Origin of the sequence: Aurantimicrobium minutum (assembly GCF_002355535.1) — a bacterium.
GTDB lineage: Bacteria > Actinomycetota > Actinomycetes > Actinomycetales > Microbacteriaceae > Aurantimicrobium > Aurantimicrobium minutum.
The window spans coordinates 1,004,601-1,023,738 of the sequence record NZ_AP017457.1 but is presented as its reverse complement, the minus strand read 5'-3'; the positions used below and the strand labels follow the sequence as shown (position 1 = coordinate 1,023,738).

At 53.8% G+C, this 19,138-nt stretch carries 23 protein-coding genes and 1 tRNA gene; 16 read left to right on the top strand and 8 right to left on the bottom strand.

The annotated features are described in order from the left end of the window. Positions 1-50 precede the first annotated feature (50 nt). Both AUMI_RS05025 and AUMI_RS05020 read left to right on the top strand, forming a co-directional pair. A tRNA-Leu gene (locus AUMI_RS05025) sits at positions 51-124 on the top strand. Between the two features lie 90 nt (positions 125-214). Continuing rightward, on the top strand, positions 215-1,339 hold the full coding sequence (locus AUMI_RS05020) for a YncE family protein (RefSeq protein WP_096382016.1): 1,125 nt from the start codon (positions 215-217) through the stop codon (positions 1,337-1,339). Positions 1,340-1,361: 22 nt separating this feature from the next. Here the strand turns inward: AUMI_RS05020 and AUMI_RS05015 are convergent, their stop codons facing one another. From AUMI_RS05015 to AUMI_RS05000, 4 genes are all read right to left on the bottom strand, one after another. Then, the gene (locus tag AUMI_RS05015) at positions 1,362-1,637 is read right to left on the bottom strand and encodes a type II toxin-antitoxin system RelE family toxin (protein ID WP_096382013.1); all 276 of its coding nucleotides are present in this window, start codon (positions 1,635-1,637) and stop codon (positions 1,362-1,364) included. Beyond that, positions 1,634-1,918, bottom strand: a complete 285-nt coding sequence (locus AUMI_RS05010) for a type II toxin-antitoxin system Phd/YefM family antitoxin (protein ID WP_096382011.1) — start codon at positions 1,916-1,918, stop codon at positions 1,634-1,636. The genes AUMI_RS05015 and AUMI_RS05010 overlap by 4 nt, the downstream gene beginning before the upstream one ends. A gap of 49 nt (positions 1,919-1,967) precedes the next feature. Further along, on the bottom strand, positions 1,968-3,896 hold the full coding sequence (locus tag AUMI_RS05005; RefSeq protein ID WP_096382009.1) for an alpha-amylase family protein: 1,929 nt from the start codon (positions 3,894-3,896) through the stop codon (positions 1,968-1,970). A 63-nt stretch (positions 3,897-3,959) separates the two neighbouring features. Next, positions 3,960-5,240 (bottom strand): MFS transporter, encoded by a 1,281-nt coding sequence (locus tag AUMI_RS05000; protein WP_096382007.1) that lies wholly within the window; start codon positions 5,238-5,240, stop codon positions 3,960-3,962. Positions 5,241-5,337: 97 nt separating this feature from the next. Here AUMI_RS05000 and AUMI_RS04995 point away from each other — a divergent pair, with 97 nt between their 5' ends. From AUMI_RS04995 to ilvA, 3 genes are read left to right on the top strand one after another with little or no spacing between them, the layout of a single operon-like run. After that, positions 5,338-5,907 (top strand): LemA family protein, encoded by a 570-nt coding sequence (locus AUMI_RS04995; RefSeq protein WP_096383484.1) that lies wholly within the window; start codon positions 5,338-5,340, stop codon positions 5,905-5,907. A gap of 22 nt (positions 5,908-5,929) precedes the next feature. After that, a complete protein-coding gene (locus tag AUMI_RS04990) occupies positions 5,930-6,811 on the top strand; it encodes a M48 family metalloprotease (RefSeq protein WP_096382004.1) in 882 nt (293 codons plus the stop codon). A 30-nt stretch (positions 6,812-6,841) separates the two neighbouring features. Continuing rightward, on the top strand, positions 6,842-8,086 hold the full coding sequence (gene ilvA, locus AUMI_RS04985) for a threonine ammonia-lyase (protein WP_096382002.1): 1,245 nt from the start codon (positions 6,842-6,844) through the stop codon (positions 8,084-8,086). A gap of 51 nt (positions 8,087-8,137) precedes the next feature. Here the strand turns inward: ilvA and greA are convergent, their stop codons facing one another. Next, on the bottom strand, positions 8,138-8,629 hold the full coding sequence (gene greA, locus AUMI_RS04980) for a transcription elongation factor GreA (protein WP_096382000.1): 492 nt from the start codon (positions 8,627-8,629) through the stop codon (positions 8,138-8,140). Positions 8,630-8,639: 10 nt separating this feature from the next. Beyond that, positions 8,640-9,047: a DUF4307 domain-containing protein gene (locus tag AUMI_RS04975; RefSeq protein WP_096381998.1), complete on the bottom strand. Its 408-nt coding sequence runs from the start codon at positions 9,045-9,047 to the stop codon at positions 8,640-8,642. Positions 9,048-9,143: 96 nt separating this feature from the next. Here AUMI_RS04975 and AUMI_RS04970 point away from each other — a divergent pair, with 96 nt between their 5' ends. Both AUMI_RS04970 and AUMI_RS04965 read left to right on the top strand, forming a co-directional pair. Continuing rightward, positions 9,144-9,350, top strand: a complete 207-nt coding sequence (locus AUMI_RS04970) for a hypothetical protein (protein ID WP_096381996.1) — start codon at positions 9,144-9,146, stop codon at positions 9,348-9,350. 12 nt (positions 9,351-9,362) lie between these two features. After that, positions 9,363-9,701 carry a TipAS antibiotic-recognition domain-containing protein gene (locus AUMI_RS04965; RefSeq protein ID WP_096381993.1) on the top strand — a complete coding sequence of 113 codons (339 nt, stop codon included), beginning with the start codon at positions 9,363-9,365 and terminating at the stop codon, positions 9,699-9,701. Here the strand turns inward: AUMI_RS04965 and trhA are convergent. Then, a complete protein-coding gene (gene trhA, locus AUMI_RS04960; RefSeq protein WP_096381991.1) occupies positions 9,698-10,384 on the bottom strand; it encodes a PAQR family membrane homeostasis protein TrhA in 687 nt (228 codons plus the stop codon). The two genes, AUMI_RS04965 and trhA, sit on opposite strands and share 4 nt — an antisense overlap. 87 nt (positions 10,385-10,471) lie before the next feature. Between trhA and AUMI_RS04955 the strand changes: the two genes are divergently transcribed. The 5 genes from AUMI_RS04955 to AUMI_RS04935 all read left to right on the top strand — a co-directional run bounded on the left by AUMI_RS04955 (position 10,472) and on the right by AUMI_RS04935 (position 14,925). Further along, the gene (locus AUMI_RS04955; RefSeq protein ID WP_096383482.1) at positions 10,472-11,248 is read left to right on the top strand and encodes an isoprenyl transferase; all 777 of its coding nucleotides are present in this window, start codon (positions 10,472-10,474) and stop codon (positions 11,246-11,248) included. Positions 11,249-11,336: 88 nt separating this feature from the next. Next, complete coding sequence (gene phoH2 / locus AUMI_RS04950) at positions 11,337-12,698, top strand: RNA 5'-3' helicase PhoH2 (RefSeq protein WP_096381988.1); 1,362 nt, start codon at positions 11,337-11,339, stop codon at positions 12,696-12,698. A gap of 102 nt (positions 12,699-12,800) precedes the next feature. Further along, positions 12,801-13,304 carry a prepilin peptidase gene (locus tag AUMI_RS04945; RefSeq protein WP_096381986.1) on the top strand — a complete coding sequence of 168 codons (504 nt, stop codon included), beginning with the start codon at positions 12,801-12,803 and terminating at the stop codon, positions 13,302-13,304. 13 nt (positions 13,305-13,317) lie between these two features. Further along, a complete protein-coding gene (locus AUMI_RS04940) occupies positions 13,318-14,100 on the top strand; it encodes an alpha/beta fold hydrolase (RefSeq protein WP_096381984.1) in 783 nt (260 codons plus the stop codon). Positions 14,101-14,109: 9 nt separating this feature from the next. Beyond that, a complete protein-coding gene (locus AUMI_RS04935) occupies positions 14,110-14,925 on the top strand; it encodes an HpcH/HpaI aldolase/citrate lyase family protein (protein ID WP_096381982.1) in 816 nt (271 codons plus the stop codon). Here the strand turns inward: AUMI_RS04935 and AUMI_RS04930 are convergent. Continuing rightward, positions 14,922-15,164 (bottom strand): putative antibiotic biosynthesis monooxygenase, encoded by a 243-nt coding sequence (locus tag AUMI_RS04930; protein ID WP_197702083.1) that lies wholly within the window; start codon positions 15,162-15,164, stop codon positions 14,922-14,924. The two genes, AUMI_RS04935 and AUMI_RS04930, sit on opposite strands and share 4 nt — an antisense overlap. Positions 15,165-15,258: 94 nt before the next feature. Between AUMI_RS04930 and AUMI_RS04925 the strand changes: the two genes are divergently transcribed. The 4 genes from AUMI_RS04925 (at position 15,259) to AUMI_RS04910 (ending at position 19,109) form a co-directional block, all read left to right on the top strand. Beyond that, on the top strand, positions 15,259-15,774 hold the full coding sequence (locus tag AUMI_RS04925; protein ID WP_096381977.1) for a hypothetical protein: 516 nt from the start codon (positions 15,259-15,261) through the stop codon (positions 15,772-15,774). A gap of 120 nt (positions 15,775-15,894) precedes the next feature. Continuing rightward, positions 15,895-16,662, top strand: coding sequence for an IclR family transcriptional regulator (locus AUMI_RS04920; RefSeq protein WP_197702051.1), 768 nt, complete (start codon positions 15,895-15,897; stop codon positions 16,660-16,662). Between the two features lie 140 nt (positions 16,663-16,802). Then, positions 16,803-18,029, top strand: coding sequence for a cytochrome P450 (locus AUMI_RS04915; protein WP_096381972.1), 1,227 nt, complete (start codon positions 16,803-16,805; stop codon positions 18,027-18,029). Positions 18,030-18,038: 9 nt separating this feature from the next. Beyond that, complete coding sequence (locus AUMI_RS04910) at positions 18,039-19,109, top strand: PEP/pyruvate-binding domain-containing protein (protein ID WP_096381970.1); 1,071 nt, start codon at positions 18,039-18,041, stop codon at positions 19,107-19,109. Positions 19,110-19,138: the final 29 nt, after the last annotated feature.

The following is a 19,138-nucleotide window of genomic DNA, read 5'->3' as shown; positions in this document are numbered from 1 at the left end:
AGGGAGGCCGTCCGCGGCCTCCCTTGTGCTTTGCTAGCCTTGAGAGGTACGCCCCCATAGCCCAATCGGCAGAGGCAATCGACTTAAAATCGATCCAGTGTGGGTTCGAGTCCCACTGGGGGTACCGTGAAAATCAAACACAAAAACCACGCCTGAAGATAGGCTGAACACATCGCCGGAAACCTGGCTTTATTCACCCAACACTGGAGCAACGTTGCTGACTAAGTCCACATTCCGAGCTGGCCTCACCTCGTTGCTTGCTCTTTTCCTGGTTTTCTTTGTTACAACACCAGCACACGCGACTATTGATAACGTCGTTGCCACGATTGCCGTCGGCGATGAGCCTTGGTCAGTTGCAATAACACCTGATGGCTCGAAAGCTCTCGTGGCAATCTCTAATGCCAGTCGTGTGGATGTCATAGACACAGCAACAAATACTGTGCAAACTTCCATCACAGTCAGCGGCAGCCCTACAGACATTGCCATCAATCCGCTGGGAACATATGCCTATGTTTCCAAGAACACCGGTGACGCAGTTGCCGTAATTAGGCTCTCTGACCTCACCGTGGTTGCAAACGTAACTGTTGGCTCTGCTCCACTTGGTGTTACCGTTTCACCAGATTCCAGCAAAATTTATGTTGCCAATGTGATCAGCAACACCTATTCCGTTATTCGTGCCAGCGATAACACAGTTACGAATACCGTTTCAACTGCGACGAGCCCGCTGATGGTTGCTGTTTCGCCTGATGGTGCCAAGCTTTATGTCACCAATTACGCCGCGAGTTCATTACAGGTGTTTACTACATCAAACAACACTCTCGCAAACACCATTTCAATCGGTGCTGAGTCCCGCTCCATGGCCTTTAGTCCAGACGCTTCGAAGCTTTATGTGGTGAACAAGGGCCCTAACACTGTCAGCGTTGTAAATACTGCGAATAATGCAGTAACTGACACAATCAGTGTGGCAAGCGGTCCTATGGGCATGGCAATCACCCCTGACGGAGCAAAGCTCTACGTTGCCTGTTTTGATACAGGTCAGGTTCAAGTCATTGACACTGCGACCAAGGCAGTGATCTCCACAATCAACGTTGCATCCGGTATGACCGGGATTGCAGTAACCCCGAATGGTCGTAGCGCCTATGCCACGTCGCTATTGAATGACACTGTGAGTGTCATCAACTTGGTCGAACCAACTCCTACACCTACCCCGACTCCGCAGGAACTTGCAAAAACTGGTAGCTCCTCTGAGGCAGGTGCTGTTCTCTCTGTCGTCGCAATAATTTCCTTATTCGGCGGAGCCCTTTTCCTGAGAAGAAAAAACTCACTCAGCAAACGTTGAGATAAGACGCAACCGTACGCGTTTATCGACGCATATACGCTGTGCGTCGATGTGACACCAGCACAATCTCGATCATGATTTCATGATCGAAGATTTCATAAATCACTCGGTATTCTCCGCGCCTGGCAACCATCATTCCTGCCAGGTCTCCGCGCAGCTGTTTACCAAGTCGGTGGGGGTTTTGGGCAAGCGGGCCGTAGATGAACTCGATGACAGCGGAAGCAACTTTTTGAGGTAATTGAACCTCAATTGCAGTGCGTGCGGCAGGAAGAATTTTGACGGTATAAGGCTGATTCATTCGGGCATTCTGGCAGCAACGCTCGCAAGGAGTGTTTCTTTATCCATAGCAACGCTCAAGCCTGCTTTTTGCTGGGCCAAGGCCACGCGAAGTTGACTCATCGTTTCTTCATCACCCAGAATGTCGATGGTCTCGATGAGGGAGTCATATTCGTCAGCGCTCATGAGAACTGCGTCACGATTTCCGTTTCGAGTAATCTCAAATACTTCTTGAGTGGTGACAGCTGCCTCTACAAGCTTGGAGAGGTTAGCTCGTGCTTCAGCGAGGGAAAGAGTTGTCATGTACAGAATTATAGCGTCGAGGAATCCAGCATGATAGGCCTGTGAACAACTACGCCTGGCTAAACCAGCGCACTTCATAGGGTGCTAACGGAACACCGTTACCTATCTCGAAGGTGTGCCCGGTGAGGTGGTCTGTCACTTTCCCAGTCATTCCACCAAGTTCTTGTGAACCGAGCCATCGTGAAGATTCTGAGAGGTTGTAAACCTCGATGAGATCTCCGGCAGGGTGCTTGCGGTCAAAAATGACCACTCCTTTACCCGAACCTGCTCGTACTGTCGTGGCAACGCTGGCATGAAGCGAAGGAAGAGACTTTCGAACATCAATGACGTGCTTAATGCGGTTGTAAATTCGCCCTGCAGGTTTGTCATCGAGTTCGCCGGCAGCGGCCGCATCCGCTACGCGCCAGTTCATCTTGGGGCGGTGAATCCAGCGGTTATCTTCCTTCTTGGTTTCGTCTTTGAGATAACTGTGGTCGTTCAGCAGGCCAATCTCATCACCCATATAGAGCAGGGGGATACCGGCAAAACCAAACACCATTGTGTAGGCACAAAGATATCGATCAATGGCTTGGTTAAGGAGCATCTCGTCTTTGAGCTTGATGGCTTTTTCAATGCCTGCCAGGCTGGCGCCGGTGCCAGAGGTGCGACGTTCCCCACTGACCGGGTCTGGCATGAAGGGTTGCCCAGTTGCCAAAGATCCAAAGAAGTTTCCTTCAAAATATTCAGCAAGGAAAAGGCGGTGATCGTGACCGTTGAGGCCCACTTCGTGGGCATCCGTGTCATCGATTGCCCACCCAATATCGTCGTGGCAACGCAGATACACACCCCATGCGGTCGTGTTCGGTAGTCCACTAAACCGTGACATGGTGTGCACCATGAGGGAGGTGTCCTTGGCGGCAATCGCCGACCAAATCTGCACCATCAAACTGTTGTGATACGCCAGATCGGAGACTTTTCCTGCGTGCTTTCCCTCACCAAAGTAGGCGCCCACCTGGGCAGGCCCCACAATCGCTTCAGCTTTGAAAATCATCGAGGGACACAGTATGCGAGCAAAGGCGCGCAGTGCTTGGGTGATTACGTGAACCTCTGGTTCACCCTGACAGATTGTTCCCATCCGCTTCCACATGAATGCAATTGCATCTAAGCGGATGCAGTCAACTCCGTGATTGGCCAGGTTGGCAATGATGTCTGCGTATTCGCAGAACACGGCAGGGTTCGACCAGTTCACATCCCATTGATAGGAGTTAAACGTCGTCCACACCCAGCCTTGGAGCTTGTCATCCCAGGTGAAGTTCCCGGGAGCAAAGTCAGGAAAAACTTCCAGGAGAGTTTTTTCAAACTCATCAGGGATGGTGCGGTCGGGATAAACATAGAAGTACTCGCGATACGTGGCATCACCTGCTCGAGCTTTTTCAGCCCACACGTGTTCCTGCGCAACGTGGTTGAGAACGAGATCGAGCGTGAGCGAGATTCCTGAGTCATGCAGCTTGTCTGCTGTTGAGCGCAATTCCTTCATGGAGCCGAGGTCTTCACGAAGAGCGCGATAGTCCATGACGGCATAGCCCCCGTCGTTAGCGCCTGGCCGGGGCTTCAAAATGGGTAGCAGGTGGAGATAGGTGATCCCCAAATCTTTGAGATAGGGAATGCGTTTGTTGATTCCTTTGAGGTTTTTTGCGAAGAGGTCAGCGTAGGCAACATAGCCAATAGTTTTTTCAGACTGAAACCAGTCCTGTTCTAGAACACGCTCACGGTCGCGTTGCTGGAGCTCTTCATCACGGTGAAGGTGAGCTACGGCCATCACCTCGATCATTTGAGGCAGTGCTGTTTCGATCGGGTAGAGCTGAGCAAACGCTTCGATGAGGTCGTGGCCCCAGCGATCAAAACGATCGAGGAGATCTTGGGCACCACGAGTACTCGTGCCAATGAGGCCCTGCAGTTGTGCTCTGGCAGCAGCAGTAAGTTCGGGAAATGCGTACATTGCAGTGACTCCGTTGTCTCTGGCCCCGTTCGTCTCTTAACGGTTGTAGATAGTGTATTCCTCTTACTGGACTGGTGTCGGGGCTTTTCGAATCCTGAAACTCACCCATGCTGCGACGGCGCATAAGCCCGCGGCACCAAACCATGCCAGGGTGTATTCGCCGGTGAGGTCTCGCACAGTTCCGGCAGCGATAGCTGCAATGGAGGCCCCTACCTGGTGGGAGGCAAAGACCCAACCAAAGACGATGGGTCCCTTATTGCCAAACATCTCATTACATATAGCGATGGTGGGGGGAACTGTGGCCACCCAGTCCAAGCCATAAATCACGATGAAAAGAATCAGGCTTGGGTGGATGGTGGCCGAGAGAAGAACGGGCAAGAGCATGAGAGATATGCCACGACCGAAGTAATAAATCGCGAGCAAGATTCGAGGGTTGACGCGGTCGGTGAGCCAACCAGAGGCAATGGTGCCAAAAATGTCGAAGATGCCCACTGCGGCAAGCAAGCCCGCAGCAGTAGTTTCGGGCATGCCGTGATCATGCGCTGAGGGAATGAAATGCACACCAATCAAACCGTTGGTGGTGGCACCACAGATGGCGAAACCGACAGCTAGAGCCCAGAAAGTTCGAGAGCGTGACGCTTCCTTGAGAACCACTAGCGCATATTTCGCGGGGTTCCCCCGAGGAGGTTCTGCCGCAAGCAGTGCCGCGGCTATCTTGGCTTGTTCCTCACTTTCGCCGTAGCGACGCACACCAAGATCAGCGGGGGAGTTACGCATGAACAGCAAAATCAGCGGCACTACCGCTAAGGCGGCTGCCGCTATCAACAGCGATGCTGAACGCCATCCTGTCGTGGTGACCAAATTGGCCATCACAGGAAGGAAAATCAGTTGACCTGTTGCACTTCCTGCAGAGAGAACACCGGCAACAAGTCCTCGGCGGGCAAGGAACCACGTGTTGGTGATTGTGGCAGCAAAGACCAATGCCATCGAGCCGCTACCGAGCCCAATCAAGACTCCCCACGTCAACACCAAAATGAACGGGTTCGTGGCAAAAATGCTCAGGGCGCTTCCAGCAGAAATAAGAAGCAATGCGCCGGTGGTGACTTTGCGTAGTCCGAAACGACTCATTAACGCTGCCGCGAACGGGGCAGTGAGGCCAAAGAGCAAAATATTCACGCCGATGGCAATGGAGATTGTGGTGCTACTCCAGCCAAATTCCTCCTCGAGAGGAACCATCATCACACCTGGCGCGGATCTAAAACCGGCGGCGCCAACCAGTGCTAAAAATCCAACCCCAGCAACAAGCCATGCAGGATGAATTCTGCGTGTGCGCGGGGAAGACATGGGTTTAGCTTATTGAGATTTGTGTCCGAATGAACCAGTTGCGTCATGCATGAATCTCTCGGCATTCATCCAGCATTCTCGTCGTACCATTGGAGCTATGGATTTACTGCTCCCCATTCTCGGCATTGTTTTAGTGCTTGCTGTCATCGTCGGCATCTACCTCTGGGCTACTTACAACAGCCTTGTCACGCTCAATGTTCGAGTCGAAGAGGCGTGGAGTGACATCACCGTTCAACTCAAGCGTCGAGCGGACTTGATTCCCAACCTCATCGAGACCGTCAAGGGATATGCATCCCACGAACGAGGTGTGTTCGAGGCAGTAACGAAGGCTCGAGCGGAAACGCTCACTGCGGAAACACCGGCGGCTGCCGCTGAGGCCGAAGGCCACATGCAGGCTGCGCTCAAGAGCATCTTTGCTGTGGCAGAGGCATATCCCCAGCTCCACGCCAGTGAAAACTTCCTCCAGCTCCAAAGTGAACTCGTCGACACTGAAGACAAGATTCAAGCTGCTCGCCGGTTCTACAACGGTGGCGTGCGCGAATTCAACACCAAGATCTTGTCCTTCCCGAACAACATGTGGGCAAACAAGTTGAAGTTCGACAAGCGCGACTTCTTCGATGTTGCCGACGCTGCAGCTATTGCAGAACCTCCACGCATCCAGTTCTAAAACTTTCTGAGCAAGGGCTCTGATGTATTCCGCAATTGCGAAAAACAAACGCAACACCGTTGTCATCATGGTGTTCTTCTTGCTGATCATTGGCGGCTTGGGGTGGCTTGCTGGTTACATCTACAACGACGTCACCATTACCGTGATGACCATCGTGATTGCCTCTGGATATGCCCTGTTCCAGTATTACCTGGCAGGGTCTCAGGCACTCTCTATTGCCGGGGCGATAGAGATTCAAAAAGCGGACAACCCGCGTTTGTATCGAATCGTAGAAAACCTGTGCATTGCCACAGGTACACCCATGCCCAAGATTTACATCATCAACGACCAGGCACCCAACGCTTTTGCTACCGGTCGTGACCCTCAGCATGCTGCCGTTGCAGCAACATCGGGTCTTCTTGATTTGATGGATGACGCTGAGCTCGAAGGTGTTATGGCGCACGAACTCGGTCACGTTCGCAACTATGACATCCGCGTATCCATGATTGTGTTTGGTCTGGTCGTTGCAGTGGGCTTCCTTTCCGACATGCTTTTGCGCATGTCATTCTTCGCCCCCCGGCGTGATTCGAACGGTGGTGGTAACCCCGTCATGTTGGTGCTGGGTTTGGCCGCCATGATTATTGCTCCACTGGTTGCCACGATGGTGCAATTGGCTATCTCCCGGCAGCGCGAGTATTTGGCAGATGCCACAGGGGCATTGGCAACTAGGCACCCAGAGGCACTAGCTAGTGCACTCCAGAAACTTGCCGCTTATGGTCGCCCTCTGCAAAAACAGAGCTCCAGCATGGCCCACATGTGGATTGCGGATCCGGTGAAGCCCGGCATTGTCGACCGCATGTTTGCAACCCACCCACCTATCGAAGATCGGGTTCAACGACTACACGAAATGGGCGGCAAGTTTTAGAGCTTCAGAACTCTCCTCTAAACTTTGGATATGACCTCGAAGCCTATAGTTGGACCTAGCCTGTCCGAGTTCGAGGCCGCCCGGGAAACCGTGGGCAAAGTGGCGCAATCCACTCCGATGGAAACTTCCCGCTACCTGAGCAAAGTGCTCGGCTCAGAGGTATTCCTTAAGTGTGAAAACTTGCAACGTACCGGTAGCTACAAGCTTCGCGGCGCATATAACCGTCTCTCTCAGCTATCTGCAGATGAGCGTGCCAAGGGTGTGATTGCTGCTTCAGCTGGAAACCATGCACAAGGTGTTGCTCTCGCAGCTCGCGAACTCGGCATCAAAGCAACCATCTTCATGCCGCTGGGCGTAGCTCTGCCTAAGCTCGAGGCAACTCGTGAATACGGCGCTGAAGTTGTTCTGACCGGAAATATCTTCAACGAATCGCTCAAGGCCGCCAAAGAATTTGCGGCGGAAACCGGCGGTATTTTTATTGCCCCCTTCGACCACCAAGATGTCATCATCGGTCAGGGAACCCTGGGCCTCGAAATCTTGGAAGAAGTCCCTGATGTGGACACCATCATCGTGCCTATCGGTGGCGGCGGACTCATCTCTGGTGTTGCCTCTGCGGTGAAGCAAAAAGCTGCCACCCTCGGACGCACAATCAGAATCATTGGTGTTCAGGCCGAGAACGCGGCGGCTTACCCTCCCTCGTTGGAGGCGAAAGAACCCGTCACCGTAGACGTGCATCCCACCATCTGTGACGGTATTGCCGTTGCGCGCCCTGGAACGTTGAACTTTGAGATCATCAAGGACACTGTCGACGAGGTTGTTACCGTCTCCGATGATGACACTGCCCGTGCACTTGTCATGTTGCTCGAGCGAGCCAAGCTCGTTGTTGAACCTGCCGGTGCTGTCGGCGTTGCCGCCATCATGGCGAAGAAGATTAAGAAGACAGGCAAAACTGTCGCCATCCTCTCAGGTGGAAATATTGACCCACTGCTGTTGCAGCGCATTGTTGGTCACGGCTTGGCTGCCTCAGAACGTTATCTCAAGCTTCGAGTCATGCTTCCTGACCGTCCTGGTCAGCTAGCCCGCACGGCAGAGATTGTTTCCGAGCAGAACGCGAACGTTGTTGAGGTGCTGCACACCCGTCACGGTCGTGGCCTCCAGATCAGTGAGGTCGAACTCGAACTTCACATCGAGACTCGTGGCAAGGAACATCGCAAGCAGGTCATCAAGGCCCTGCGTGATGAGGGATTCAAAGTCCGCATCAGCGACGACATCTAACACTTAACGAATAAAACCTCCCGAAAGGGAGGCTTTATTCTGTGGTTTGAGTTAGCCGGTGAACGTTTCGACGTTGATGACCTTAACCTCAATGTCTTTCCCGTTAGGGGCAGTGAAGGTGGTCTTTTCGCCGACCTTGAGGCCCAAGATGGCAGCACCCATGGGGCTGCTTTCGCTGTAGACGGTGTAGTCGGTTCCGGCAGCAATTTCGCGGTTGCCGAGTAAGAATGTTGCTTCATCACCGGCAATTGTGGCGGTGATTACGGTTCCAGTTTCGACAACACCAGAGCTTTGGGGGGCTTCGCCGACTTTGACGTCCTTGAGCAGAGCAGTCAGGGTGCGAATGCGAGCTTCGATCTTGCCCTGCTCATCTTTAGCAGCGTGGTAGCCACCGTTTTCTTTGAGGTCACCCTCTTCGCGGGCAGCTTCAATACGCTTGGCAATCTCTTCACGACCTGTCGTGGACAAGGTGTCGAGTTCTCCCTTGAGGCGGTCATACGCCTCTTGAGTGAGCCATGTTTCTTTGATTTCTTCGCTAGCCATAGGGTTTAGCCTAGGTGAGCCAACATTGGTAAACCAAACCGGTGGTCGCTGGTTGGCTCGTGGTGATGGTCTCTTTAATATCGCGGATGCGCTGCTGTGAAGGTGGATAGACAAACACCTTCCAACCCACAATGGCAAAGCTTGTGTTGAGGGCCTGCACAGCGCAAGCCACCTCGTGTCCAGGAGTTGCCGTGAGTTCAAATTCCACGGTCACGCTTGTTTCGGTGAGGTCCTCAAACCCCAGATCGCGTGCGGAGGTCTGCGGACCAAACCCGAGTGCATCGGTGAAGATGACCCAGCTCACCAGGCCAATAATGATCACTGACGAGACAATGATGACACCAAGGTTACGGCGGATGGGTCCGCGGTCATCGCGTGATCGTCCGTAGCGATCTGCGAGGTTAGTTTCGGTACTCATGGAGCTCCTTGGCGGCCCGTCGTGACGGACGAATTCTCAGTTTCGCCCAGTACTCTATTAATAAGGTTATTAGCTTAAAAACCCTTCGGAGGACCCGTGCTTTTTGCAGAAGAGACAATTGACCCTCAGCTGGTCTCTCCTGGAGTGGTGGGATTCGTTGCCACAATCCTTGTCACCATTGCGACCGTTCTCCTTCTGATCGACATGGTTCGTCGCATGCGCCGTGTGAACATGCGCGCAGAGATCAACAAGAAGCTCGACGCTGAGCAGGCTGCTGACACCAGCGCCGCCGAGTCGAAGTAGTCACTTTCCCTCATGTCGAACCAGTTCGGAATATATTCCGAGCAGTACACCAACGACTACTCGAAAGAACAAAATGAGCAGTTCACTGCTGCTTTTGATGCGATAACGCAGCAATTTGTTGCAGGCCTAAATGAAGGCGTGCCAGCTGACGCGGCATCCATCCAGGATGCTGTGCGTCAGCACTACGAGTTTTGCTCTCAGTTTTGGAAACCCACTCGAGAGGCCTACAAGAGCCTCGCTTTGAGTTACATCATGCCTTCGCCCTATCGGGACACCTACGAAGGGATAGCCGAGGGCTTAGGGAAATACCACTACGACGCGATCGTCATCTGGGCAGATAACAACCTTTAGGCGTTATAGGCAGGGTTCATGGCAATGAGCAAAATTGCCGTCCAGTGGCACATAAACGCGATAACCGTGAGTGTGTGGAAGATTTCATGGAAGCCAAACACACCTGGAACGGGGTTGGGTTTCTTCATTCCGTAAATCACCGCGCCGGCGGTGTAGGCCAAACCACCTACGATAACCAGCACCATCATGGCGATGTTTGCTTGGAAGAGATCAACCACGTACATCATGGCTGCCCAACCGAGCAGGATGTACAACGCGACATACAACCAGCGCGGGGCGTGCACCCAAAACACCCGGAAGAAAATGCCCAACAGCGCACCGCTCCACACCATCACCAACAGGAGAACACCCTTGCTGGGTGGGAGTGCCAACACTGCCAAAGGCGTGTAGGTACCGGCAATAAGTAAGAAAATGTTGGCGTGATCAAAGCGTTTGAGCATCACCTTGGTCTTAGGTTTCCAGTTGATGCGGTGATACAACGCCGAGATGCCAAAAAGCAGCAGTGAGGTGGTCATGAAGACCGCAGAACTCCACTTTGCTGCTGGACCATCAGCCAGAACAATGAGCACAACTCCGGCGGCGATAGCCAAGGGGAATGTGCCGGTGTGAATCCATCCACGCCAGGAGGGCTTCACCTCCACGTGGGGGTGAGACTCGGCATCCTCGATTAGCGGCAAGCTCATTTAAACAGCGTACGCCAGTTTTATTGTGAGCACGCTGGGCGTAACACTGCTCGCAGGCGCCTAACCTTCGGTAAAGTCATGGACGTGATGTCGCGCGCGAATAAGACAGGTCCGCTCTATGGCCTGTATCAAAAACGCCTGCGTCGGGGGCTCAACAAAGACAATCTTCCGCACCACATTGGAATGATTGTTGATGGCAACCGTCGCTGGGCTAGAGAGCGCTTCTTGGAGAACCCCTCTCATGGCCACCGCGCAGGCGCCCAGAAAGTTCCTGAGTTCCTTGTCTGGTGTGATGATCTAGGCATTGGCATGGTCACGCTGTATTTGCTCTCCACAGATAACCTCACCGGGCGCGATAAGACCGAACTCACCGAGCTGTACAACATCATTGCGGAGCTTGCCGAAGGGCTATCTCACTTCCGTAACTGGAAAATCAATCACGTGGGCAAAGACGATGTACTTCCTCCAGAGCTGTTAGCAACACTGCTAGATGCAGAGGAGCGAACCAAAAACAACACCGGACTCCACGTCAACCTTGCGATTGGGTATGGGGGACGCGCAGAGATTGCTGATGCGGTGCGCAGCATCATCTCGGAGCACCAGAGTCATGGTGGCAGCCTGGACCAGCTAGCCGATAAGCTCACTCCTGAACTGATCAGCGACCACCTCTACACCGGTGGACTTCCTGACCCTGATCTGGTGATTAGGACATCTGGAGAACAGCGGCTTTCTGACTTTATGCTCTGGCAAAGTGCCCACTCCGAGTTCTATTTTGTGGAAGCTCTCTACCCAGATTTACGTGAAGTGGACTTCCTACGTGCCATGCGTGACTACTCACGTCGCGAGCGTCGTTTCGGCGGATAAAAGCTCTGTGATGTCATCCCGATGACACTTAGATGAACATCGGGCGTGTCGCCACGAAAGTGGGTGACGAGGGTCGTACTTTCATGACATGAGCCCACAAAGTAGTGGCGCTAAGACTGGTCAATCCGGTCAGCGCCAGAAGTCCACTTCCTCATCCACAACCGAGCGTGTCTATGTCATAGATACCTCGGTTTTGTTGTCTGACCCCCAGGCATTGTTCCGCTTCGCGGAGCATGCCGTGGTCATCCCGGTGGTGGTGATTAGTGAGCTGGAAAAGAAACGTCACGATCCCGAGATCGGTTACTTCGCTCGTCAGGCGTTGCGCATTCTTGATGACTTACGCATTAAGCACGAACGTTTAGATTTCCCCATCCCCATTGGGGAGGGTGGTTCGCTCCGGGTTGAACTTAACCACTCCAACCAGGCGGTGCTTCCATCTGGATTGCAGCTGGGAGACAACGACAGTCGCATCCTGGCTGTGGCGATGAACCTCGCCAACGATGGTCTCAATGTGACCGTGGTCTCCAAAGACCTCCCTATGCGTGTCAAGGCTTCTTCTATCGGCATGAACGCTGAGGAATACCGTGCCGAGCTCGCTGTGGACAGCGGTTGGATGGGGCATGAAGAGATTGACCTCAGCGCTGACGACATGGCCATCTTGTATGAAGATGAGGTGCTGCGCACCAGCGCTGTCAAAGACACCCCCATCAACACTGGCTTGATCATTCACTCCGACCGTGGCTCTGCACTTGGCCGTGTAGTTCATAAGGGTGAGATTGCTTTGGTGCGCGGTGACCGTGACATCTTTGGTCTTCACGGCCGTTCGGCAGAACAGCGTCTGGCGATAGACATGCTGCTCGACCCCAGTATGGGAATCATCTCGCTGGGCGGCTCTGCCGGTACTGGAAAGTCAGCGCTGGCATTGTGTGCCGGTCTTGAGGCAGTCCTGGAACGTCAGCAGCACAAGAAGATCATCGTCTTCCGCCCGCTTTACGCAGTCGGCGGTCAAGAGCTGGGCTACCTTCCAGGGGATAAAGAAGAAAAGATGAACCCCTGGGGTCAGGCCATCTTTGACACCTTGGGCGCTCTAGTCTCCGACAACGTTATGAATGAGGTTGTCGATCGCGGAATCCTCGAGGTTCTGCCACTGACACATATTCGTGGTCGCTCACTTCACGATGCATTCGTCATCGTGGACGAGGCACAGTCTCTTGAGCGCAACGTTCTGCTCACAGTGCTCAGCCGTATCGGCCAAAACTCTCGAGTTGTTCTCACGCATGACGTAGCTCAGCGAGACAACCTGCGAGTGGGTCGTCACGATGGCATCGCCAGCGTGATTGAAAGCCTGAAGGGACAGCCACTCTTCGGTCACATCACCCTGACCCGTTCTGAGCGCTCCGCTATTGCGGCGCTCGTCACCGACCTCCTGGAACGCCAGGAAGTCCTCTAGACGCCACGCGAATAGCTGGGGAGGAGAGTACTCGTCGTCAGCTCACCCGCGGACTGTGGATAGCCCTCGCTTTGCGAGGGCTATCTGCATTATCGTGAGCACATGACGTTGTGGCAAATCATCCCGCTGGCCTATCTGGCGGTCGTGACCATTCCACTGGTGCGCATTGATTGGCGCACTCACCGACTTCCTAATGCCTGGGTGATGCCCGGCTATGCAGCAATAGCAATTGCCTGGATCGGCGTCTGGATCAGCACGGGTGAGTACCCACTCATTCCTGCCATTTCTGCGGCAGGCTATTTCGGATTCCTTCTCATCTTCAGTTACGGCGGTGGAATGGGTATGGGGGATGTGAAGCTTGCCGGGGTTCTCGGCGGTGCTGCAGGGTTGATCGGTGCCCCCACGGCCATTCTGTCTCCAGTTTTTGCATTTATCTTTGGTGGCCTTGCCTCACTTGTTGTGTTGATGATTACTTTGCTGAGAAGAAAAGATCTCCCGTTGTCTCAAGCGTGGGCGGTGACGAAAGAAACCCGTATTCCATTTGGACCTTTCATGCTCCTGGGGTTCTGGGTTGCGATGGCGCTCACCGCACTGTTTACGAGCTGAGTAAAGTGGGGCTATGGCCGTCCCACAGATTTACACCGTCTCAGATACTCCTGCTGAAGAACTAGCCTCAGCTGACAACGTTTTAGTTCTCGGCAATGCCCTCGGCACTGATATTCATTTGTGGGAGAGGGCCATGCCGGCCCTCTCAGTGCACTATTCCATCGTGCGCTTCGATATGCCAGGGCACGGCAAATCACCTGTCCCCACCGATTCCTACACTCTCGAAGAAGTCGCAGATGCCGTCATCGCTTCGGCAGACAAACTCGGAATTCAGCGCTTTGACTTTGCCGGGGTCTCGGTTGCTGGCGCTATTGCTCTCGAAATTGCACACAAATTCCCTGACCGCATTAAGCACTCTGTTGTCGTGTGTTCTGCGCCCTATATGGGGGGCCCTGAGGGGTGGAGCGAACGTATTGCTCAGGTTCAAGCGCACGGAACAGCTTCGCTCGTTCCTGCGCTTCCCGCGCGCTGGTTCTCTGATGATTTCATCACCAAAGATCCTGGAGCGGTGAAAGCTCTCTTGGATATGGTTGCCTCGACCGATGACTCCAGTTACATCAAAACGTGTGAAGCACTGGGTGCTTTTGATGCCCGCGGTTATTTGGCAGACATCCGTGTGCCCATTCTGGTGATCTCGGGAGAGATCGATCCTGGCTCTCCGCCTGCAGCCGGGGCAATCATCGCGGAGACAGTGCCCGAAGCTCAGCAGGTCATTATTGCCGGCGCATCACACCAAGCGGTCGTCGAAGCACCTCTCGAGGTTGCCAAGGCTATGACGACCTTTTTGTCCAAGTAGTCTTTATCTATGATTTCTGCAGAAATATCGCGCTCCTGGCTGCTCGTCAACGGTGCCAAAACTGAAGAGTTTGACGCTGCTGCTGCCTCCAAAGCAGACCAGATTGTTCTCGATATTGAAGACGCGGTAGATCCATCACAGAAGAGCATTGCCCGTGATGAGGTGGCCAAGTGGCTTGAAACAAAGCAAGCCTGGGTTCGCATTAACGACCGTGCATCAAATTTCTGGTCAGACGACATCGATCAGCTTCGTGATGTTCCCGGGCTTCTGGGTGTCATGCTCGCGAAAACAGAAGACGGCTCTCACGTCACCGAAACTTTCGATCGCCTCGGCGGCAAGACCCGTGTTCTTGCCCTCGTGGAATCTGCTTTAGGTATTGAAGAAGCTCGAGAGATTGCGTGCGCTCGCGGAGCGTTCCGTCTTGCCTTTGGCAGTGGTGACTACCGCCGGGACACCGGAACCAGTGTGGAAGATATTGCCATGGCCTATCCTCGCTCGCGCCTGGTTGTGGCAAGTCGTATTGGAAACCTTCCGGGCCCCATCGATGGCCCCACGGTGGGATCCAGCTATGGAATTCTGCGTGAAAAGTCAGAGCACGCTGTTGCATTGGGCATGACCGGAAAGCTGTGTTTGCACCACGACCAAATCCCGGTCATCAACGAAGCAATTAGCCCCACTCAGTCTGATGTTGCGTGGGCTCGAACATTCCTCGCAGACTTCGAAGCACGCGGCCGTGTCGTTCGTGACGGCAGTGACCTGCCTCGTTTGGGGCGTGCCGAGAAGATTGAGAAGTTGGCTGTTGCCTTCGGCATCAACCCTTCCTAGTGTGTGTTTGAGCTTTTCTTTGAGCTGAGCTTGACGTAGAGCCCCAACAGCCGGGGAACAATCACGTAGACCGCCAGCGGAACCACAATCAGGGTCAACACGAATGCCTTGAAGATGGGGTGTGTGTCACCGAGTAGTGGCATGAGAAACGTCAATCCCAATGCCACCAGGGGAAAAATAGTCAGCCAGGTGATGAAAGCGCGGACGTGAACGGAGACCTGCTGGGGAGGATGAGCCATACCTCTCACGTTAGGGCAATTCATAAACTTCTCTCAGCCGACTCATAAGTTCGCTCGATACCGTGAGAACACATCCCCCTTCATTGGAGTAATCATGGCCGCGTCCACCCCAGAAACTTTTGATCCTGCTCAGGAGCCGAAGTCGCCCAAAGCAAAGACTGCTACCTCCGGCACTAAGCCAGCTGTTGAGCACGACGCCACCAGCGCCACATATCCCGGCCAGACACTGGGAATTGTTGCTCTGGTGTTTGCTTTCTTTATGCCGCTTCCCGCGCTAGCGCTGGGAATCATCGCGTGGGTGTGGTCAAACAAGGCGGGCAAGAACAACGTTTTGGCGAAAGTCGCCGTCATTGTTAGTGGTGCCCTCAGCATCATCGGAATCTTCCTATTTGGTATGTGGGTGGCCTTTACCGCAGCAGCATTCAGCGGTCCATTTGGCCACGGATACCCAGCTGGGCAGGTGCACATCATGGAGGGTGGCGGTCACATCATGTACGAGGGGGACATGGAAGACATGATGCACGAATTCGACCAGTTGGAAGGGGAGATGAAGCACATGCTTCCTGCCCCAGGGGAGATGCCACAACTTGAAGCACCCCAAAGCAACTAGTTCTTCCAGTGAGCGCGATGCCCCCGGTATATCCGGGGGCATCTGCGTTACAGCGTGAACTCCCATTGAGGGGATTGCGTTGGGTAACATGACCATGAGGCACTCAACAAGGTGGTGATGGTGGCACACAACAAAGCTGAAACAGCTGAATCCAGCAGCGTCACCTCGCGTGCACTGTCGGTGCTCTCTGCTTTTGAGAATTCTCCTGGCGCACTCTCTGTTGCCCGGATTTCTCAGCGCTCTGGTTTGCCCCTGTCAACTACCTATCGTCTCGTGCACGAGCTTGAAGAGTGGGGCGGTCTGGATAAGACCTCAGATGGCAAATATCAGGTGGGTATGCGCATCTGGGAGTTGGGCCAATTAGCTGGTCGTCGTTTACGCGACCGTGCTCACCCTTTCTTGCAAGATCTCTTTGATCTCACTCACGAGAACGTGCACATGGCTGTGCGCGAGGGAACTCAGACGCTGTATACCGACAAGATTTATGGCTCCCGCAAAGTGCCCCTCATTTCACGCGTGGGTGGCAGACTGCCCCTGCATGCCACGGCCGTGGGCCGTGTGCTGTTGGCAGCCCAGCCTGAATGGTTTATCGAAGCCTATTTCGAGCGTGAATTGGAAACACCCACTCCGAAAACGGTGGTCGATCCTGAGATTCTTCGTGCTGAAATAGATGAGGTGCAGCGCACTGGGTATTCCATCACGATTGAGCAAATGCGCGTGGGGCAGTTCTCTCTGGCGCTGCCGGTCATTGTTGAAGGTCAGACCATTGCTGCGGTGGGTATGGTGCTCGATAAAGCGAAGATTGGTGAGGTGCGCCGCTTGATGCCTTTGATGCGCGGAACCGTCGAAAGCATCCAATCTTCGATGTCTGGCCGGACGATTCGCTAACTATTTTTCCCACGTTTTCCCCGTATTTACGCGGGTGTGAAAAAATCTTTCAATGTCATTCTCATTGAGTGAGAAACATGTCTATCTGTTTACCTCCGACAGGTCGACTATGTAAATAAGCAGTTCAAGGAGGAACGCACATGGGTGCAACCACATACCACGGATACGAGCCCTTCGACATGAAGGACCCCTTCCCCGCTTACGCTGAGCTTCGCCGCGAAGAGCCCGTGATGTATGACGACCGCATCGGTTACTTCGTTGTCTCTCGTTACGACGATGTCAAAGCAGTCTTCGAAGACTGGGAGACCTTCTCCTCTGAAAACGCCCAAGCTCCAGTTCGCCCCATGGGTGCACCTGCCAAAAAGATCATGGAAGAGGGTGGCTTCACCGCATACTCCGGTCTCTCTGCTCGCATTCCGCCAGAGCACACCCGTATTCGCTCCATTGCCTCCAAGGCGTTCACTCCTCGCCGCTACAAAGTTCTCGAACCAGCTATTCGCGAAAACGTTGACATCATGATTGACAAGATGCTCGCCGCGGGAGAACCCGGAGACATCCTCAGCGACATCGCAAACGACCTGCCCACAATCACCATCCTGACCTTGTTTGGTGTTCCCATTTCTCGCATTCCTGAAATCAAGAAGTGGTCGGGTAGCCGCGCTTTAATGACCTGGGCAGAGCTCACCGATGAGGAACAGATTCCTCACGCACACAACCTCGTTGAGTATTGGAACTTCTGCCAGGAAATTGTGGCCAACAATAAGGCGAACCCTGGACAGGACAACCTCGCTGCAGATCTGTTGAAGCTTCAGGCTGAAGGTAATGAGATCTCTGACCACGAAATTGCATCGTTGCTGTACTCGATGCTCTTCGCTGGTCACGAAACCACCACCACCCTGATCTCTAATTCACTGCGCATGCTGCTGTCGAACCCTGAGACCTACCAAGCTCTCGTGGAAGACCCCGAGAAGATTCCAGGCGCCATTGACGAAGTGCTGCGCATGGCAGGAAGCATTGTGGCTTGGCGCCGCAAGGCAACCCGCGATGCAGAAATCGCCGGAGTCAAGATTCCTGAAGGATCTGGTGTTCTTCTGCTCATGGGCTCGGCAAACCGTGATGCCAGCGTGTTTGAGAACCCCGATGTCTTTGACATCGGTCGCGAAAACGCCCGTAACCACATGTCATTCGGTTACGGAATCCACTTCTGCCTCGGAAACCTCCTTGCGAAACTGCAGGGCAAGGTTGCTTTGGAAGAAATCACTAAGAAAATTCCAACCCTGCGACTGATGCCAGGAGCAGACATTAACTTCATCGAAAACATCTCCTTCCGGGTACCAACGTCGGTACCAGTTGAGTGGACCAAGTAAAGGAAAACCATGGGAAAGTACACCTTCGCTTTTGACAGCACAGAAACTCCAGAACACGACCGTCTGGGCGGCAAGTGCACCAGCCTGGCCATCATGACCAGCGCAGGTATGCCTGTCCCTCCCGGATTCGCCGTGACCACTGACGCATTTGATGCGGTGATGAACCAGACCACACTGCGCGATCACATTGTGAAGCACCTCGAAGGTCTAGACCCCAACGATGTGACTGACGTAGACACCCGTGCAGCTCACATCCGCGAACTGATCATGACCCAGGAAGTTCCTGCTGATGTGCGCGATGAAACCATCGCTGCTTACAAGAAGCTCATGGACTTGTGTGGTGGCGAAGTACCTGTCGCCGTACGCTCCAGTGCTACCGCTGAAGATCTGCCTGACGCAAGCTTCGCTGGACAGCAGGACACCTACCTCTGGATTATCGGCCAAGAAGCTGTCATGCAGAAGATTCGTGAATGCTGGGCATCGCTGTACACCGCCCGTGCAATCACTTACCGCATGGCAAACAACATTCCCGATGAGGGTCTGTCAATGGCTGTTGCCGTTCAGAAGATGGTCAACTCTCGCACTTCCGGTGTGGCCATGACCATTGACCCCAGCAACGGTGACAAGTCCAAGATTGTTGTCGACTCCAGCTGGGGCCTGGGTGAGATGGTTGTCTCTGGTGAAGTCACCCCAGATAACTTCCTTATCGACAAAGTCATGATGCACATCATCAACCGCACCATTTCTGACAAGCACGAAGAACTCGTGCCTTCAGGTCACGGCACCGTGATCCGCAAGGAAGTCGACGCCGAGCGTCGCAACAGCCCCAGCCTCAGCGATGAAGAGCTGATTCAGGTCGCAACTTTAGCTAAGGCTGCACACAAACACTACGGAACAGTTCAGGACATTGAGTGGGCTATCGACGCCGACCTTCCTGCAGGTTCCAACGTTCTCCTTCTGCAAAGCCGCCCCGAAACGGTGTGGTCACAGAAGAAGCAGGAAGTGAAAATCACTTCCACCGGTTCCGGTATTGAAGCGATCACAAAGTCGCTGATGGCCCAAATCGGAGACCGCAAGTAAAGCCCCACAACAACGGCAACACCTGCACC